Genomic DNA, 15384 nt, shown 5'->3' with positions numbered 1-15384 from the left:
ACGAAGGCCGCCGCGCCCCGAGGGTGCGGCGGCTTCGTTGTAGGCTTAGGACGTAGGAAACCGACCCCTTTCCACATTGGAGGAAGCAGATGTCAACCACCACCCGTCGCCTCGTCAGCGCATCGGCGATCCCCGCACTCGCGCTCGGTCTGGCCGCGTGCGGTTCGGGCTCCGACTCCGGTTCGGGCTCGGAGGAGGGCGACGGCGCCGCCCGCCTGAGCCCCCAGCAGGCCGTGCTCGCCTCCTACGAGGGCCTGGACGGCGGTTCCTACAAGATGGAGTCGTCGATGACCATCGACGGCATCGACTTCATGGACATGACCAACGTCGTCGACGGCGACTCCTCGCAGTCCTCTCAGGACATGTACATGAGCGCGATCATGGAGGCGATGGGCGAGGACTTCTCCGACGACCCCGAGACGGCCGAGATGATGGAGGCCATGTTCGCCGACATGCACACCGAGACCATCCTCGTCGAGGACGTGATCTACATGCAGCTGTCGGGCGGCATGTTCGACGCGATGGCCGAGGACTTCGGCGAGGACGCCTGGTTCACGATCGACCTCGCCGAGGGAGGAGAGCTCGGCGACATCTACGAGCAGTTCGGCAGCTTCGACCTGGCCGAGCAGACCGAGTTGATGCTCGGCGAGCTGTCCGACGTCGAGGAGGTCGGCGACGGGGTCTACACCGGTACCCTGAACTCCGACTCCGAGGCCATGCAGTCCCTCATGGGCGCTACCGGCGGCGCGGCCAACGGCGCCGAGATGATCGACGGCACCGAGATCACCGTCACCCTCGACGACGACGGCCTGCTCAAGGCCATGCAGATGACCCTCCCGGAGATCGAGGGCATGACCATGGTGATGGACAGCGAGGTCGTCGAGATCGGCGGCGACTACGACATCGCCGCCCCCGAGACCGACAACCTGCGCTCCTTCGACGAGTTCGCGGGCATGATGCAATAGCGCCGCAACTGAACGGGCGCGCATGAAAGGGCCGCTGGGGCATTCGCCCCGGCGGCCCTTTTCGGCGCTGCCGCTACTACGCGGCCTCCTCGCGGTCCTCGGAGGGGGCCGTCCGGGCCGGTCCCTTGCGCTCGGGCCAGGCGGCCGCGAGGCCGCGGGCGGCCTCGACGATCATCCAGAGCGCGAGCACGAAGATGACCGCGTCCAGCGGGGCGAGCACCCACTCCTCTGCCTCGATGAAGTTGCGCAGGTTGAGGATGAGCGCCCACGTCGTCATCCCCACCAGGAACACCAGCGGGATGATCTGCGCGAGCGGATTCGCGCGCCGCTTGACCACCCACACCGCGATCACCGCCAGCGCCAGGCCCGCGAGCAGCTGGTTCGTGGTGCCGAACAGCTGCCAGAGGACCCCGAAGGCGTAGCCGGCGTCCTCACCGCCGGGCATGAGCGCCAAGGCGAGGGGCATCGCCACGGCGATCAGCCCGGCCAGGGTCAGGTTGTCCGCGAGCCTCCGCCAGCCCGCCAGTTGGGCGATCTCCTGGACCACATACCGCTGCAACCGCACCCCGGTATCCATTGTGGTCGCTGCAAAGGAGATCACCACGACCGCGGCGAAGATCACCGCGTAGTCGAGGGGGATGCCGAGGTTGCTTGCGAAGACGGCCAGGCCGTTGACGAAGTTGCCGACCGCCCCGCCGGAGGCGGTCCCGAAGTCGGCGTAGAGGCCGTCCCATTCGGCCTGCGTGGCCGCGACTCCCGCCCCGACGGCGAGCACCGAGCACAGTGCGAGGGTGCCTTCGCCTATCGCGGCGCCGTAGCCGACGTAGCGCGCGTCGGTCTCCTTGTCGAGCTGCTTGGCTGTCGTGCCCGAGGAGACCAGGCAGTGGAAACCCGAGATGGCGCCGCAGGCGATCGTGATGAACAGGAACGGGAACATGTTCGGGCTGCCCTCGGGCACCGTGTTGAGGGCCGGGGCGACCATAGTGTTCCAGCCGACGCCGACGCCGAGGAGCACGATCGCGAGCGCGACGAACAGCTGGTGGGAGTTGATGTAGTCCCGAGGCTGGAGCAGCACCCACACCGGGATGCGCGAGGCGATGAAGGTGTAGGCGAACAGGATCACGATCCACACGTTGCGGGTCTGCTCGACGCCGAGGCCCTCGGCCAGCGGCTGGATGTCGATGGGGACGGCCTGGCCGACCCAGATCAGGAGGTACAGGGCCGCGACGCCGAGCAGGCTCGGCACGAGCGCGGTGCTCCTCCGCTTGTACACGTAGTAGCCGATGGCGATCGCGATGGGGATCTCGCCGAAGATCGGGATGACCGCGCCCGGGTTGGCCACCAGCAGATTGCCGATGACGACCGAGAACACGGCGTTGACCAGGGTCAGCAGGAAGAAGATGATGACCAGGAACAGGGTGCCGGCCCGGGCGCCGACGACGTCCTTGGTGAGCGTGCCGATGCCTTTGGCCCGGTGGCGCACCGACAGGACGAGCGCGCCGAAGTCGTGGACCCCGGCGGCGACAATGGTGCCGACGACGATCCACAGCAGGGCCGGAAGCCATCCCCAGAAGACGGCGATGGCCGGGCCGACGATGGGGGCGGCGCCGGCGACCGAGGTGAAGTGGTGGCCGAACAGGACGTGCTTGTTGGTGGGGACGAAGTCGACGCCGTCGTTGAAGCGGTGGGCGGGCGTCACGTAGGAGGGGTCGAGCCGGTAGACCTTCTCCGAGAGGTAGCGGGAGTAATAGATGAAGCCGCAGGCGAACAGTGCGAGCACCGTGATCGCCAAGATGAATGCGGGCATGGCCTGGCCTCCAAAGTGAAGATGTGACCAAAGCAACTCAACGGTAGTAACACCGTAGAGCTCGCATAAATACATGTCAATGCCTTGCGGTTTCACGCCGTTTCGAAGGCCCGCGCCTCGCCGTCCACAGTCACCGACACCGGCTGTCCCGCCTCCGGCGCGGCCCCGAGGACCCTGGCGCGCAGCCGCTCCCCGTTCATCGGTTCGAGCATCACCAGCGCGTCGTGCCCGAAGTACTCGACCTCCGCGACCGTCGCATTCGGCTCGCCCTCGCCGAGCCGCAACTGCTCGGGCCGGAGCATGAGCCGGGCCCGGCCGTCGGGGGCGTCGGTGCCGACATCGCCGAGCACCGTCGCCGCGACACCGCCCGCCACCTCGGCCTCGAGCCAGACCGCATCGCCGACGAAGGAGGCCGTCCACGAGTCGGCAGGGGACCGGTACACCTCCGACGGGGACGCGAACTGGACGATCCGGCCCGCACGCATGACCGCGACCCGCCCGGACAGACTCAACGCCTCGTCCTGATCGTGGGTCACCAGCACCGCCGTCGCCCCATCGGTCCGGAGCGCCGCGGCGACCTGGCCGCGCAGCGACTGCCGCAGACCCGCGTCGAGCGCGCTGAACGGCTCGTCGAGCAGGATCAGCTCCGGCCGCGGCGCCATGGCCCGCGCCAGAGCGACCCGCTGGCGCTGCCCGCCCGACAGCTCATGCGGCATGCGCCGCTCATAGCCGCCCAGACCCACCAGATCCAACACCTCCGAGACACGGCCCGACCGCGCCGCGCCGCGCAGCCCGTAGGACACGTTGCGGCCCACCGACAGATGCGGGAACAGCGCGCCCTCCTGCGGGACCACGCCGATCCGTCGCGCCTGCGGCGCCAGATGGTCGATCGGCTTCCCCGCCACCGTGATCGAACCGCCGTCAGGCCGCTCGAATCCGGCGACGCACCGCAGCAGCGTCGTCTTCCCGCAGCCCGAGGGCCCCAGGACGGCCACCAACTCGCCTTCTTCGACCGCCAGGTCCGCACCGTCGAGGGCGACGGTCTCGCCGAAGGCCTTCCTCAGGCCCTCGATCCGCAGTTCGCTCATGGCCCCTGCCTTCCAATCCTTCTGCTGAGCAACCAGATCGGCACCGCCGATACCACCACGATGAGCGCGGCGTACGGGGCGGCCGCCGAGAACGCCGCTACGTCGGTATAGGTCCACAGGCGCGTCGCGAGCGTCTCGGTGCCCGACGGACGCAGCAGCAGCGTCGCCGGGAGCTCCTTCATCGCCGTCAGGAACACCAGCGCGGCCCCGGCCGCGATCCCCGGCGCGGTCAGCGGCAGCGTGATCGTCGCGAAACGCCTGACCGGCCCGGCGCCCAGGGACGCCGCGACCTGCCCCAGCTGCGGGGAGGCCTGCGCCGCGCTGGCCTTGACCGCGCCCATCCCCAAAGGCAGCAGCAGCACCGCGTAGCCGAACACGAGCAGCGGCGCAGTCTGGTAGAACCGTTCGCGGACCCAGTCGACGTTGATCGCCATGAACACCAGCGACAGGCCGATCACCACGCCCGGGAGCGCGTAGCCGACATAGACGATCCGCTCGGTCGCCGCCGCGAGCGGCCCGCGGCGCCGAGCGACGTAGAGTCCGACCGGCACGACCAGCGCGACCGTGAGGATCGCCGCCGCACCCGAGAGGTACAGCGACGTCCACGTCGCGCCCCACACCTCGGCGGGGTCGGCCGTCGAGACGCCGTCGAGGGTCCACCGGGCCAGGCTCCAGCCCGGCACGCCCAGCGAGAGCACGGCGAGCACGGCGAGCCCGAGGTACACCAGCGGCCGGCCGCGCCCGAGGGGCAGTCGGACGGGGGCCCGCGAAGAGGCGCTTTCGCGTCGGGCCCTGCGGCCGGGGGCCGCTGCGGCCCACTCCCCGGCGAGCACGATCAGGGTGAGCAGCACCAGTGCCGAGGCCAGGACCAGCGCGCCGGTGTGGTCGAAGCCGAGCCGCCAGGCCACGTAGATCTCCTGGGTGAACGTCCGGTAGTTCAGGATCGAGACGGCCCCGAAGTCGGAGAAGACGTACAGCGCGCACAGCAGCGCTCCGGCAACGGCGGCCGGGGCCACCTGGCGCAGCGTCACCTTGAAGAACGTCCGCCACGGGCCCTCGCCGAGACTCCGTGACTGCTCCTCCAGCGCAGGGTCGGAGCGGCTGAGCGCCGCGGCGACCGGCAGGTGGACGTACGGAAAGCTGGAGACGGTCAGCACCAGCGCCGAGATCCAGAAGCCCTCGGCCCCCGGGAAGGCCGCCCGCCACGAGAACGCGGCCACATACGTCGGCACGGCCAGCGGCAGCGAGGCCGACAGGTTCACCGCTGCTCTCAACCGCAGGTCGGTGCGCGAAACCAGGAAGGCCGTGGCGATGCCTATGACCAGGCAGGCGGCGGTGACCGTGCCCGCGAGCATCAGGGTGCGGCCGGTCGCCTCGATCAGTCGCGGGCGCCCGAGCTGCTCGGCGATCGCCGAGCCCCCGGCCTGGCCCGTGCGCCACGCGAGGTACGCCACCGGCACCAGCGCTGCGACGATCGCGGGCACGCACCACAGCCACGCGGCGCCCCGCCCGGCCCGGCGCAGGAGTGCCGGGCCGGGCGGTCGGATCGCCGCGCGGCTGCGTTCCGCAGTGATGCCTGCTATGCCAGACCCGCTTCCTGGATCATCTGGACGGTCGTGGCCAGGTCGTCGAGGTCGTTCAGGTCGATCTCGGGCCCGACGAGCTCTTCGAGCGCGGGCTGGCCCTCGGGACCGGCCACGCCCTCGATGAGCGGGTATTCGAAGGTGCTCTCTGCGAACGTCGTCTGCGCCTCGGCGGCCAGCAGGTAGTCGAGCAGCGCGGCCACGTTCTCGTTCTCGGCGGCGTCGCCGAGCGCGCCGATGCCCGACACGTTCACCAGGCCGCCGGCGTCACCGGGGGAGAAGTAGTGGAGCGCCGGCCCGAACTCCTCGACCGGGACGCCGGCCTCGGCGGCCTTCTCGTAGATGTAGTAGTGGTTGACCAGCCCGGCCTCGAGCTCGCCCGCGGCCACGTCCTCGACGATCGGGCCGTTCTTCTCACGCTGCGGGGCGTCGGCCATGCCTTCGAGCCACTCCGCGGCGGCCTCGTCGCCGGACTCGACGCGCAGGGCGGTCACGAACGCCTGGAACGAGCCGTTCAGCGGGGCGATGGCGACCCGGCCTTCCCACTCCTCGTTCGTGAGGTCCCAGACCGACTCCGGCAGTTCGTCCTCGGCGATCTTCGCGGGGTCGTAGATCAGGACGCGCGAGCGGCCGGTCAGGCCCACCCAGGTGCCGTCCGAGGCCCGGTAGGTCTCCGGGACGCGGCCGAGCAGCTCTTCGTCGAGAGAGGAGAGCAGGCCCGCCTTGGAGACGGCGCCGAGCGCGCCGGCGTCCTGGGCGAGGAACAGGTCGGCCGGGCTCTGCTCACCCTCTTCGAGCAGGAGGCCGGCGGCCTCGGCGGTGCCCGAGTAGCGGACGTCGACCTCGATGCCGGTGGCGGCGGTGAAGTCGTCCAGGATGGGCTGGATGAGCTCCTCGTTGCGGCCGCTGTAGAGGACGACGGCCTCGTCCTCGGCCGCGGTCTCCTCGGAAGTGTCGTCGCTTTGGTCGGTGCCGCAGGCGGCAACTGCGGCCGCGAGGGCGGCGGCGGAGAGGAGGGCGAACCCTCGCCGGGCGATCGGTGCAGTCATGGCAGTCCTTTCAAGGACGGGCAGGGACAGGTGTGAGCCATGCCGGTTCGTATTGCGAACAAGCGAGGTGAGCCTAACCTAAGGTTACTCTCGGCTTCCGGCAACCCCTGGTGATGTGTTCTGCATCCGCAGATGGCTTACGCTGGTTTCGTTATGGACGCACCAGGCTTGTTCGAACTGGCAGAGCCGCCGGACTCCTCGGGCTCCGGCTCCCTAGGGACCGGCCCGGCCTCCGGCGACGAACCCCTGGCCGTCCGCATGCGGCCCCACACCCTCGACGAACTCGTCGGCCAAGACCACCTGCTCACCCCCGGATCGCCGCTGCGTCAGGTCGTCGAGGGCGGCCAGCCCATGTCGGTCATCCTGTGGGGGCCGCCCGGCTCGGGCAAGACCACGATCGCCCACCTCGTCGCCCGGTCCGACGACCGCCGCTTCCGAGCCATGTCCGCCCTCAACTCCGGTGTCAAGGACGTGCGCGCCGCCATCGAGGAGGCCCGACGCGTCCGACGCACCGGCGGACCCCAGACCATCCTGTTCATCGACGAGGTCCACCGCTTCACCAAGACCCAGCAGGACTCGCTGCTCAGCGCCGTCGAAGACCGCACGATCACCCTCCTCGCCGCCACCACCGAGAACCCCTACTTCTCCGTCGTCGCCCCGCTCGTCAGCCGCTGCGTCCTGCTCACCCTCCGCGAACTGGGCGACACCGACGTCGCCGCCGTCATCGACCGCGCCCTCGAAGACCCGCGCGGCCTCGGCAAGGCCGTCGAACTCACCGACGAAGCCCGCGACCACCTCATCCGCACCGCCGCCGGCGACGCCCGCAAAGCCCTCACCGCCCTGGAAGCCGCCGCCGCCAGCCGAATTCACGGCTCCGCGGGCACCGCCGAGCGCGCCGAGGCCGAAGGCGACCCGCGCATCACCGTCGCCGTCGTCGAAGCCGCCATCGACACCGCCGCCGTCCGCTACGACCGCGACGGCGACGGCCACTACGACGTCGCAAGCGCCTTCATCAAGAGCCTCCGCGGATCGGACGTGGACGCCGCCATGCACTACCTCGCCCGCATGGTCGTCGCCGGCGAAGACCCCCGCTTCATCGCCCGCCGTCTGGTCATATTCGCCTCCGAGGACGTCGGCATGGCCGACCCCACCGCGCTCCAGACCGCCACCGCCGCCGCGACCGCCGTCGAACGCATCGGCCTGCCCGAAGCGAGGATCAACCTCGCCCAGGCCGTCGTCCACCTCGCCACCGCACCCAAGTCCAACGCCGTCATCACCGCCATCGACGAGGCCATCGGCGACGTCCGCTCCGGCAAGATCGGACCCGTCCCGCCCGACCTGCGCGACGCCCACTACAAAGGCTCGGCCGAGCTCGGCCACGGCGCCGCCTACGTCTACCCCCACGACGACCCGCTCGGCGTCGTCCCCCAGCGCTACGCGCCCGACGTCGTCGCCGGACACGACTACTACCGCCCCACCAGGCACGGCGATGAAGCGGCGATAGCCGACCGGCTGGAGAAACTGCGCCGAATCGTGCGGAAACGGGCCGATGACTGACGGTGCGTCCGGGCCGGGGCAACGGCCCTCCGACCGCATCGCCCAGGTGCTGGCGGCCACCGGCAACCGCATCGAGCGGCTGCGCATGGCCGTCCTGGTGATCGCCGGCGTTGCGGTGCTGCTGGTGGTCGCTGTGCTGTGGGCCGGACGGACGTTCACGCTCGACCCGACCCGCCGGGCCGTCGACGAATTGGACGTGCCCGCATGGGCGGCCACGTCCGTCGGCGAGGAGACCTACGGGAGCCGCTGGTGCCTCGGGGAGTGCAGGGTGCGGGTGCGCACCTTGACCTCTGAGGGCACAGTGGAGGACACTGCCCGCGTGTACTGGCTGGCGCTGCTGGAGAACGGCTGGCTCCCCGCCGAGGCGGAGAAGTGCATCGGTGGCGAGGGGGACGGCGGCTGCTATGTGCGCGACGAACTGTTCCTGGAGCTGTGGGTGACCCCGGTGACCTGCGGCGACCGCTACGAACTATGCGTCGGATCGGAGGTGACCGCAGTGGTGGCCTCGCAGGCGGCCCTGCCCCGCCTCGTCGAGGACCGGGGGACTGCCGACATGGCGGGATAGGCGACTCGGGACGCCCCGTTGCGCTTTCTGTCCGACTCTGCAGGGTAAGGTCAGGGCTGCGTTGCTCATGCGCGAGAGCCAGGAATCATCTTTGATCCGCACTATTGCGGTCAATGCTTTGCCAAGGGGGAAGAACTGTGCCGGAGGAGACGTTGGCATTGGAATTCAACGACGGTTGGGATCTGTTCGCCGCACTCGCGGGAATCGGCATTCTGATCCTCAGCGTGGTCTTGAGCTTCGTCCTCATCAGCCTGCGAAACAAGATCGTCGTCAAGGCCGGCGCCACGCTCGACAAGGTCGACCGCGAGATCGGCCCGCTCCTGCACAACGTCAACACCACCGTCACGAGCGTCAACGCGAACCTGACGCAGGTGGAGGGCGAGCTGGAGAAGGTCGGCACCATCACCGGCAACGCCGCCCACATCTCGTCGAACGTCGCCAACATCACCAGCCTGGTCACGGCCGCCGTCGGCTCGCCGCTGGTCAAGGTCGCCTCCCTCGGCTTCGGCCTGCGTTCAGCGGTCAAGAAGCGCAGCCAGGAGGTCGACGAGGAGCAGGTCCGCCGCATGGTCGAGGCCTCCAAGCAGACCAAGCGGGAGCGCAAGGCGGCCCGCAAGGCCCGCAAGCGCAACAAATAGCTTGAGGAGAATCAGTGTTCAAGCGGATGATCTGGGTAGGCATCGGCGTGGTCGTCGGCGTCGTGGTGGTCCGAAAGCTCACCAAGGCAGCCGAGTCGGTCACTCCCGGCGGGGTCGCCGAACGCGTGAGCGGGGCCGGTGCTGAAATGAAGGAATCGTTCAAGGCGTTCTGGTCCGACGTGTCCGAGGCGAAGCAGGCCAAGGAATCCGAACTGATGGACGCCATCGAGCGCGGCGATGACATCACGCCGCTGCTTTCCGAACAGGAAGACGACGAGGCCGAGCAAGGCCGCTAGCAGCACTGAAGGAGGTGCCCCATGGAGACCGCTGAAATCCGACGCCGGTTTCTGAAGTTCTTCGAGTCCAACGGCCATACGGTGGTCCCCAGCGCACCGCTGCCGGCGATCGACGACCCGAACCTGCTGTTCATCAACGCGGGCATGGTCCAGTTCGTCCCCTACTTCCTCGGCCAGGCCACGCCGCCGTGGAACACCGCGACCTCGATCCAGAAGTGCCTGCGCACACCCGACATCGAAGAGGTCGGCAAGACCTCCCGCCACGGCACGTTCTTCCAGATGAACGGCAACTTCTCCTTCGGGGACTACTTCAAGGAGCAGGCGATCCGCTACGCCTGGGACCTGTCGACCGGCTCGGTCGAAGACGGCGGGTTCGGCCTCGACGGCGAGAAGATCTGGGCGACGGTCTACCTCGACGACGACGAGTCGATCGACATCTGGCACAAGCAGATCGGCCTTCCGCTCGACCGCATCGTCCGTCGCGGCCAAACCGACAACATGTGGTCGATGGGCATCCCCGGCCCCTGCGGCCCCTGCTCGGAGCTGTACTACGACCGCGGCCCGGACTACGGGCCCGAAGGCGGACCCGAGGTCGATGAGGACCGCTACATCGAGTTCTGGAACCTCGTGTTCATGCAGCAGGAGCGGGGCGCGGGCCCGGCGAAGGAGAACTACGAGATCCTCGGCGACCTGCCGAAGAAGAACATCGACACCGGCATGGGCATGGAGCGCATGGCGGCCGTTCTCCAAGGCGTCGACAACATGTACGAGACCGACCAGGTCCGCCCGCTGATCGACAAGACCGCCGAGCTCACCGGCAAGCGCTACGGCGTCTCGACCTCGCACCTGGCCTCCGAGTCGCACCCCGACGACGTCCGCTTCCGCATCGTCGCCGACCACGTCCGCTCCAGCCTCATGCTCATCGGCGACGGCGTCGTGCCCGCCAACGAGGGCCGCGGCTACGTGCTGCGCCGCATCATGCGCCGCGCGATCCGCGCGATCCGCCTGCTCGGCTACGACAAGCCCGCGCTGCCCGAGCTGCTGCCGGTCGCCCGCGACCGCATGGCACCGTCCTACCCCGAACTCGCCGAGGACTTCGAGCGCATCTCCTCCTACGCGTACAACGAGGAAGAGGCATTCCTGTCGACGCTCAAGCGCGGCACCGAGATCCTCGACATGGCTGTCACCGCCACCAAGAAGACCGGCGGCGAGTCCCTCGAAGGGGCGAAGGCCTTCGAACTGCACGACACCTACGGCTTCCCGATCGACCTCACGCTCGAAATGGCCGAGGAGCAGGGCCTGTCGGTCGACGAAGAGGGCTTCCGCCGCCTCATGGCCGAGCAGCGGCGCCGCGCGAAGGCGGACGCCGAGGCCCGCAAGACCGGCCACGTCGACCTCTCGGTCTACCACGAGATCCGCGACGACAACGGATCGTCCCACTTCACCGGCTACACCGAGGACTCCCGCGAGACCGACGTCCTCGCGATCGTCGGGGCCGACGGCCGCGTGCGCGACGCCGAGGCGGGCGATGAGGTCGAGATCATCCTCAAGGCGACACCGTTCTACGCCGAAGGGGGCGGCCAGCAGGCCGACTCCGGCCGCATCACCGTGGGCTCGGGCGAGGTCGAGGTCTACGACGTCCAGTCCCCGGTCTCCGGGCTCATCGTCCACAAGGCCAAAGTGGTCAGCGGCGGCATCGTCCAGGGCGACAGCGCGTTCGCGCAGATCGACCGGCGCCGGCGCGGCGCGATCAGCCGCGCCCACACCGCGACCCACCTGGTCCACACCGCGATGCGGAACTTCCTCGGCGAGTCGGCGACGCAGGCGGGTTCGCTGAACGCGCCCGGGCGGCTGCGCTTCGACTTCCACACCCCGAACCAGGTGCCCGACTCGATGCTGAGCGACGCCGAGCAGCAGGTCAACGAGATCCTCGAGCACGACCTCCAAGTCAAGGCGTTCACCACCTCGATGGCCGAGGCGAAGGCGCTGGGCGCGATGGCGCTGTTCGGCGAGAAGTACGGCGACGAAGTCCGAGTCGTCGAGGTCGGCGACTACGCGCGGGAACTGTGCGGCGGTACGCACGCGAACCGCTCCGGACAGCTCGGCGTCGTCAAGTTCCTCTCCGAGTCCTCCATCGGTTCGGGCGTACGCCGCGTCGAAGCGCTCGTCGGCATCGACGCCTTCCAGTTCCTCGCGAGGGAGCACGCCCTGGTCAACCAGCTCGCCGGGCTCTACAAGGTGCCCTCCGACCAGGTCCGCGACCGGGTCGAGTCGACGATCGCCCAGCTCAAGGACGCCGAGAAGGAGCTCGCGCAGCTGCGCAGCCAGATCGTGCTGTCCAAAGCCGCCGACTACGCGAACGAGGCGAAGCAGGTCGGCGCCGTCAAGGTCGCGACGGTCAAGGCCCCGGACGGCACCAAGGGCGGCGACGTCCGCCGGCTGGCGATGCAGATCCGCTCGCACCTGCCCGAGACCGAGCCGGGAGTCGCGGCGGTCGTCGCGACCGCCGGCGGGAAGGCCAGCGTCGTCGTCGGCGTCAACGCCGCGGCGAAGGCGCAGCACGTCAGCGCGGCCGACCTCGTCAAGTCGGCCCTGTCGGGCCGCGGCGGCGGCAACGAGGACATCGCCCAGGGCGGCGGCGTCCCCGCCGCGCAGGCCGACCAACTGCTCGACGACATCGTGCGCGCGCTCGCCGAATAGGACCCACGTGACCGAAGCACAGACCGGCCCCGCAGCCACCGAGTGGCGGCGGGGCCGCCGCCTCGGCGTCGACCTCGGCAAGGCCCGCATCGGCATCGCCGTCTGCGATCCCGACGGCATCCTCGCCACCCCGGTGAGGACCGTCCGTCGCGACATGAGGACCACCAGCGAGGAGATACCGCGCGATATTCGCGAAATCGCGGAAATCGCCGCCGAATTCGACGTGGTGGAGATAGTCGTCGGCCTACCCGTTACCCTTTCCGGTGAGGAGGGGTTGGCCGCCGAACACACCCGGACCTGGGTGGAACGGCTCTCCGATCGACTCTCCCCCGTGCCGGTTACCCTGACCGACGAGCGGCTCACCACGGCCGTCGCCACCCGCAGACTCAATGAGGGAGGCGTCCGCGGCAAGCGGAAGCGCTCCGTCGTCGACCAAGCCGCCGCGGTGGAGATCCTCCAGCATTGGTTGGATCAGCGGCGAAGGATATGACGCATCATGCTCGGCGATCTCGATTCACAGGCGGAACATGCGGACGCACCGCGTCGACACCGTCGGCGTGAGTCCAGCAGCTCCCTCATCGCCATGACTCTGGTCGTGGTCCTTTTCGGCATCCTCGGCGTCGGAGGCTGGTGGGCCTACAACAACGTCGTCAAGGAGTTCTTCATCGCCGAGGACTTCGAAGGGACCGGCAACGGCGTCGAGGTCACCATCGTGGTCGAAGACGGATGGTTCGGCGCCGACATCGCCAACCACCTCTTCGAGGAAGGCGTCATCGCCTCCGCCAAAGCCTTCCTCAAAGCCTCGGAGGACGACGGCAACTCCGCGACCTCGATCCAGCCCGGCACCTACCTCATGCAGGAGGAGATGTCGGCCGAGTCCGCGCTGGCCTTCCTGACCGACCCGGCCAACCGGCTGCTCAACGCCGTCACCATCCCAGAGGGATACCGGTCGTTCGAGGTCTACGCCAAGCTGTCGGAGCACACCGGCGTGCCCGTGGAGGAGTTCGAGGCCGCCGCCCAGGACCCCCAGGCGCTCGGCCTCGACCCGATCTGGTTCGAAGGCTTCGGCGACCGCCAGGTCAAGTCCGTCGAGGGCTTCCTGTTCCCGGCCACCTACGAGTTCGACGAGACCATGACCGCCGAGCAGATGCTCTCCGCGATGATCGCCGAGTTCAACTCGACCATCGAGGAGATCGGCTTCATCGAGAAGGCCGCCGCCATCGAGGACCCCGACCCGAACTACGACCCCAGCGCCAACACCGCCCAGACCTTCCACCCCGACACCAACGGCGAGTTCAGGGTCTACCCGTGGATGGCCCTGCAGATCGCCTCGATCGTCCAGTCCGAGTCCGGGACCCCCGAAGACGACGCGAAGATCGCCCGCACCATGTACAACAAGCTCTACCTCAACTGGATCGAGCACGGCATCACCAACTGCAACTGCTTCGAGAGCGAAGCGATCTGGAACTACGGGCGCCTGGCCAACGGCGAGGAGGCGATCACCTCGGGCGAGGAGATCGACTGGTACAACGTCATGCGCGACGCCGACAACCCGTGGGCCCCCAGCGCGAAGGCGAACTCCGGGTACCTGCCGAGCGCCATCTCGAACCCGGGCGCCGCCGCGCTCGAAGGCGCCGTCAATCCCGTCGAAGGAGACTGGCTGTTCTTCGTGACCGCCTACGATGACGGTAGAGCGATCTTCTCGCGGACCTACGAGGACCACCAAGCGGGCATCAGAATCGCCGAAGAGAACGGGATCCAGTGATGCAGGCAGCCGTCCTTGGCAAGCCAATAGTGCACTCGCTGTCCCCGGCGATCCACAACGCCGGGTACGACGCGGCCGGGCTCACCGACTGGGTCTACACCAGGCACGAGTGCGACGAGGCAGGCCTCGCCTCCTTCGTCGACCGACTCGACGAGACCTGGGCTGGGCTTTCGCTCACCATGCCGCTCAAGGAGATCGCACTCGTCGTCGCCGACGAGGTGACCCCCGTGGCGGAGGCCATCGGCGCGGCCAACACACTCGTGCTGCGAGGCGGGCGGCGCCTGGCCGACAACACCGACGCGCCCGGCATGGTCGACGCGCTCGCCGAGATCGGTATGACCGCGGCCGACGACGTGGCGATCCTCGGCGCCGGCGGCACCGCTCGCGCCGCACTCGGCGCTGCCGCCGGGCTCGGCGCGAAGGCCGTGACCGTCTTCGCGCGACGCCGTGAGGCCGTCCTCGAGCTCGAACCCGTCGCCGAACGGCTCGGCATCGAGCTGCGCTCCGCGAGCTGGGACGAGGCCGTGCTCGCCGGTCGCAGCGACCTCGTCGTCTCCACCGTCCCCAAGGGCGTCACCGACGGACTGCGCGTCGACTGGCGCCCCGAGACCGTCTTGTTCGACGTCCTCTACGACCCGTGGCCCACGCCGCTCGCTGCCGCGGCCGAACGTGAAGGTGTGAAGATCCTCGACGGCCTGGCACTTCTGTTGGCCCAGGCGCTCCGCCAATGGACCCAGTTCACCGGTCGCGACGAGGCCCCTGTGACGGCGATGCGCGAAGCGCTCTACTCGGCAGTGAGACAGCGGTGACGAAACCGGTCTTCCTCTACGACGGCGACTGCGCGTTCTGCACGACCTGCGCGAAATTCCTCGAACGCCGCGTGAAGACCGAGGCCGAGGTAAAGCCGTGGCAGTGGGCCGACCTGGATGCGCTCGGCATCGATCAGCAGGCCGCTGAGGACGCCGTCCAGTGGATCGAGCCCGGTTTCGTCAAGGCCGGTCCCGACGCGATCGCGGTCCTGCTGCGGCGTGCCCAGTGGTATTGGAAGCCGCTGGGCTGGATCGTTTCCCTGAAACCCGTCTCGTGGCTCGCCTGGCGGCTATACCGGCTCGTCTCGCGGAATCGCCACCGCATACCAGGTGGCACCGCCGCCTGCTCACTCCCGCAGGCCGAGCGCGACCGGCTCGCCGCGTGCGACTGACGACCTCCGGAGGCCCCGGCCCGACTTCGTGCGAAGCAACGATGGCGATGCGATTCCATTGCTCGGGGTCAATGTTTCAGTGTCGGAGTATGTCTACGGTCACCTGATGAGCCCGGCAATGGCAGAGGTTGCGTTGGCGGGAGCGGTGTCGGGCGGATGGTTGTTCTGCA

14 protein-coding genes are annotated in these 15384 nt (G+C 69.0%); 10 read left to right on the top strand and 4 right to left on the bottom strand.

The window, feature by feature from the left end; genetic code table 11:
* Positions 1-89 precede the first annotated feature (89 nt).
* Positions 90-965, top strand: a complete 876-nt coding sequence (locus L0U85_RS13270; RefSeq protein ID WP_241378238.1) for a hypothetical protein — start codon at positions 90-92, stop codon at positions 963-965.
* Positions 966-1041: 76 nt separating this feature from the next.
* On the opposite strand, the gene L0U85_RS13265 is transcribed toward L0U85_RS13270, so the two are convergent.
* The 4 genes from L0U85_RS13265 to L0U85_RS13250 form a co-directional block, all read right to left on the bottom strand.
* Positions 1042-2772 carry a carbon starvation protein A gene (locus tag L0U85_RS13265; RefSeq protein WP_241378237.1) on the bottom strand — a complete coding sequence of 577 codons (1731 nt, stop codon included), beginning with the start codon at positions 2770-2772 and terminating at the stop codon, positions 1042-1044.
* Between the two features lie 92 nt (positions 2773-2864).
* Positions 2865-3860 (bottom strand): ABC transporter ATP-binding protein, encoded by a 996-nt coding sequence (locus tag L0U85_RS13260; protein ID WP_241378236.1) that lies wholly within the window; start codon positions 3858-3860, stop codon positions 2865-2867.
* On the bottom strand, positions 3857-5344 hold the full coding sequence (locus L0U85_RS13255) for an iron ABC transporter permease (RefSeq protein WP_241378235.1): 1488 nt from the start codon (positions 5342-5344) through the stop codon (positions 3857-3859). The genes L0U85_RS13260 and L0U85_RS13255 overlap by 4 nt, the downstream gene beginning before the upstream one ends.
* A 95-nt stretch (positions 5345-5439) precedes the next feature.
* Positions 5440-6492, bottom strand: coding sequence for an extracellular solute-binding protein (locus L0U85_RS13250; protein ID WP_241378234.1), 1053 nt, complete (start codon positions 6490-6492; stop codon positions 5440-5442).
* 153 nt (positions 6493-6645) lie between these two features.
* Between L0U85_RS13250 and L0U85_RS13245 the strand changes: the two genes are divergently transcribed.
* From L0U85_RS13245 to L0U85_RS13205, 9 genes are all read left to right on the top strand, one after another.
* A complete protein-coding gene (locus L0U85_RS13245) occupies positions 6646-8049 on the top strand; it encodes a replication-associated recombination protein A (RefSeq protein WP_241378233.1) in 1404 nt (467 codons plus the stop codon).
* Positions 8042-8614 (top strand): hypothetical protein, encoded by a 573-nt coding sequence (locus tag L0U85_RS13240; RefSeq protein ID WP_241378232.1) that lies wholly within the window; start codon positions 8042-8044, stop codon positions 8612-8614. Before L0U85_RS13245 ends, L0U85_RS13240 begins: the two co-directional genes overlap by 8 nt.
* Positions 8615-8772: 158 nt before the next feature.
* Positions 8773-9252, top strand: coding sequence for a DUF948 domain-containing protein (locus L0U85_RS13235; RefSeq protein ID WP_241378231.1), 480 nt, complete (start codon positions 8773-8775; stop codon positions 9250-9252).
* A gap of 14 nt (positions 9253-9266) precedes the next feature.
* Complete coding sequence (locus L0U85_RS13230) at positions 9267-9548, top strand: hypothetical protein (protein WP_241378230.1); 282 nt, start codon at positions 9267-9269, stop codon at positions 9546-9548.
* Between the two features lie 21 nt (positions 9549-9569).
* Complete coding sequence (alaS, locus tag L0U85_RS13225) at positions 9570-12248, top strand: alanine--tRNA ligase (RefSeq protein ID WP_241378229.1); 2679 nt, start codon at positions 9570-9572, stop codon at positions 12246-12248.
* Positions 12249-12255: 7 nt separating this feature from the next.
* Complete coding sequence (gene ruvX / locus L0U85_RS13220) at positions 12256-12738, top strand: Holliday junction resolvase RuvX (protein WP_241378228.1); 483 nt, start codon at positions 12256-12258, stop codon at positions 12736-12738.
* Between the two features lie 93 nt (positions 12739-12831).
* Positions 12832-14013, top strand: coding sequence for an endolytic transglycosylase MltG (locus tag L0U85_RS13215; protein WP_241378227.1), 1182 nt, complete (start codon positions 12832-12834; stop codon positions 14011-14013).
* On the top strand, positions 14013-14822 hold the full coding sequence (locus tag L0U85_RS13210; RefSeq protein WP_241378226.1) for a shikimate dehydrogenase: 810 nt from the start codon (positions 14013-14015) through the stop codon (positions 14820-14822). Before L0U85_RS13215 ends, L0U85_RS13210 begins: the two co-directional genes overlap by 1 nt.
* Positions 14819-15214 carry a DUF393 domain-containing protein gene (locus tag L0U85_RS13205; protein ID WP_241378225.1) on the top strand — a complete coding sequence of 132 codons (396 nt, stop codon included), beginning with the start codon at positions 14819-14821 and terminating at the stop codon, positions 15212-15214. Before L0U85_RS13210 ends, L0U85_RS13205 begins: the two co-directional genes overlap by 4 nt.
* The last annotated feature ends 170 nt before the right edge of the window (positions 15215-15384 follow it).

It is taken from the genome of Glycomyces sp. L485 (assembly GCF_022548875.1).
Lineage (GTDB): Bacteria > Actinomycetota > Actinomycetes > Mycobacteriales > Micromonosporaceae > Glycomyces.
Note: the sequence above shows the minus strand (reverse complement) of the source record. Positions and strands in the feature narration are given on the sequence as shown.

Coding starts and splice junctions, on each gene's coding strand:
- L0U85_RS13270 (WP_241378238.1), top strand. CDS start 90: ATGTCAACCACCACCCGTCGCCTCGTCAGCGCATCGGCGATCCCCGCA.
- L0U85_RS13265 (WP_241378237.1), bottom strand. CDS start 2,772: ATGCCCGCATTCATCTTGGCGATCACGGTGCTCGCACTGTTCGCCTGC.
- L0U85_RS13260 (WP_241378236.1), bottom strand. CDS start 3,860: ATGAGCGAACTGCGGATCGAGGGCCTGAGGAAGGCCTTCGGCGAGACC.
- L0U85_RS13250 (WP_241378234.1), bottom strand. CDS start 6,492: ATGACTGCACCGATCGCCCGGCGAGGGTTCGCCCTCCTCTCCGCCGCC.
- L0U85_RS13245 (WP_241378233.1), top strand. CDS start 6,646: ATGGACGCACCAGGCTTGTTCGAACTGGCAGAGCCGCCGGACTCCTCG.
- L0U85_RS13240 (WP_241378232.1), top strand. CDS start 8,042: ATGACTGACGGTGCGTCCGGGCCGGGGCAACGGCCCTCCGACCGCATC.
- alaS (WP_241378229.1), top strand. CDS start 9,570: ATGGAGACCGCTGAAATCCGACGCCGGTTTCTGAAGTTCTTCGAGTCC.
- L0U85_RS13215 (WP_241378227.1), top strand. CDS start 12,832: ATGACTCTGGTCGTGGTCCTTTTCGGCATCCTCGGCGTCGGAGGCTGG.
- L0U85_RS13210 (WP_241378226.1), top strand. CDS start 14,013: ATGCAGGCAGCCGTCCTTGGCAAGCCAATAGTGCACTCGCTGTCCCCG.